The sequence below is a fragment of the Microcystis sp. LEGE 08355 genome, from assembly GCF_015207185.1.
GTDB classification, from domain to species: Bacteria; Cyanobacteriota; Cyanobacteriia; order Cyanobacteriales; family Microcystaceae; genus Microcystis; species Microcystis panniformis.
The window spans coordinates 1-1,456 of sequence record NZ_JADEXI010000855.1 but is presented as its reverse complement, the minus strand read 5'-3'; the positions used below and the strand labels follow the sequence as shown (position 1 = coordinate 1,456).

At 43.8% G+C, this 1,456-nt stretch carries 2 protein-coding genes; both read right to left on the bottom strand.

The annotated features are described in order from the left end of the window. Positions 1 to 429: cation diffusion facilitator family transporter (locus IQ242_RS24695; RefSeq protein ID WP_193961769.1), on the bottom strand; the 429-nt coding region annotated here is incomplete at its 3' end. 242 nt (positions 430 to 671) lie between these two features. Continuing rightward, a complete protein-coding gene (gene purQ / locus IQ242_RS24690; RefSeq protein WP_193961768.1) occupies positions 672 to 1,358 on the bottom strand; it encodes a phosphoribosylformylglycinamidine synthase subunit PurQ in 687 nt (228 codons plus the stop codon). Between the last annotated feature and the right edge of the window lie 98 nt (positions 1,359 to 1,456).

Here is a 1,456-nt window from a genome sequence, read left to right as displayed (position 1 = left end):
CTGCCCCACCGATCTCTCATAGTAGGTGACAAAAATATTCACCCCTAAAACGATAATTAATAGCCATAATTCAGGACCGGCAATCTCGACGGGTTTTCCTCCTTTGATAATACGCATGATCCCCCCTTGCAAGATTTCAAAACAGGCAATCCCCAAAAAGGCGGCGATCGCTAAAGCTCCGATCGCTTCGTATTTCAGATGTCCGTAGGGATGATCTCGATCGGGATAGGGAGAGGAAAACCGCATCGCTACCAATCCCAAGACATTATTCGCACTATCGGTGACACTATGGAGAGCATCCGCTTGCAGACTTAAAGAACCAATCCTCAAACCCACCCCCGCTTTGATCGCCATAACCAACATATTCAGCAGCAGGGTGATCCAGAGAACTTTTTGGACGGTAGCCCGATTATCTTTTAAAACAGCCACAGGATTATCAGTTATCAGTTATCAGTTATCAGTTATCAGTTATCAGGGAAATTTCAACTAAAACCCCAAAACCCCAAAAACCCAACTACTTGAGGGTTGAAAAAGGGCAAAAATAAGGATTAAATTGCCTAAAGTCGGTAAATAGACCATTTAATTGATTATTATTCATTTTTAATTCTCCTGACTACTGACGACCGGCTACTGACCCTAACAACAATTTTTGATTTTTACAAGAGGTCTAGTCAACAACAATTGATCAACTCCCGAAATAATAGACTACCATCGGTCAAATTGAGCATCCGATCGGCGGCGCGTTCGGGATGAGGCATCATTCCTAGCACATTTCCTGCTTTATTGGTAATTCCTGCAATATTATTTAACGAACCGTTGGGATTTCCCGACTCATTTACCTCTCCTGTGGGAGTACAGTAACGAAAGAGAATTTGTCCGTTATCCTCCAAAGATTTTAACGTATCTTCTGCGGCATAATAACGCCCTTCCCCGTGAGCAATCGGCAAATTAAGCACCTGTTGCGGTTGATAACCCTGCGTCCAGACAGATTGATTATTTTCCACTTTTACTGGCACTCGATCGCAGATAAAATGTAAATCGCGATTACGAATTAAGGCACCGGGTAGCAGCCCAATTTCCGTTAATACCTGAAAACCGTTACAGATGCCTAAAACTAATTTACCTTTTTCGGCTTCTTCTCGGACAGTTTTCATCGCTGGCGAAAATCTAGCGATCGCACCACAGCGCAAATAATCGCCGTAACTAAATCCCCCCGGCACCACAATCACATCCACATCCCCTAAATCCGTCTCTTGATGCCAAATATAGCGGGTAGGTTGCTGAAAAATCCCCTCCGTCACCGTTGCCACATCTCGATCGCAATTCGATCCGGGGAAAACAATAATCCCAAACTTCATAATTTTTAACTTGGTTAATTCATTGTGCAGAAAGCTCTCATCAGATGGGTGTTGGGGTATTGGGGTATTGGGTGAATTTCCCCATTTCCCCATTTCCC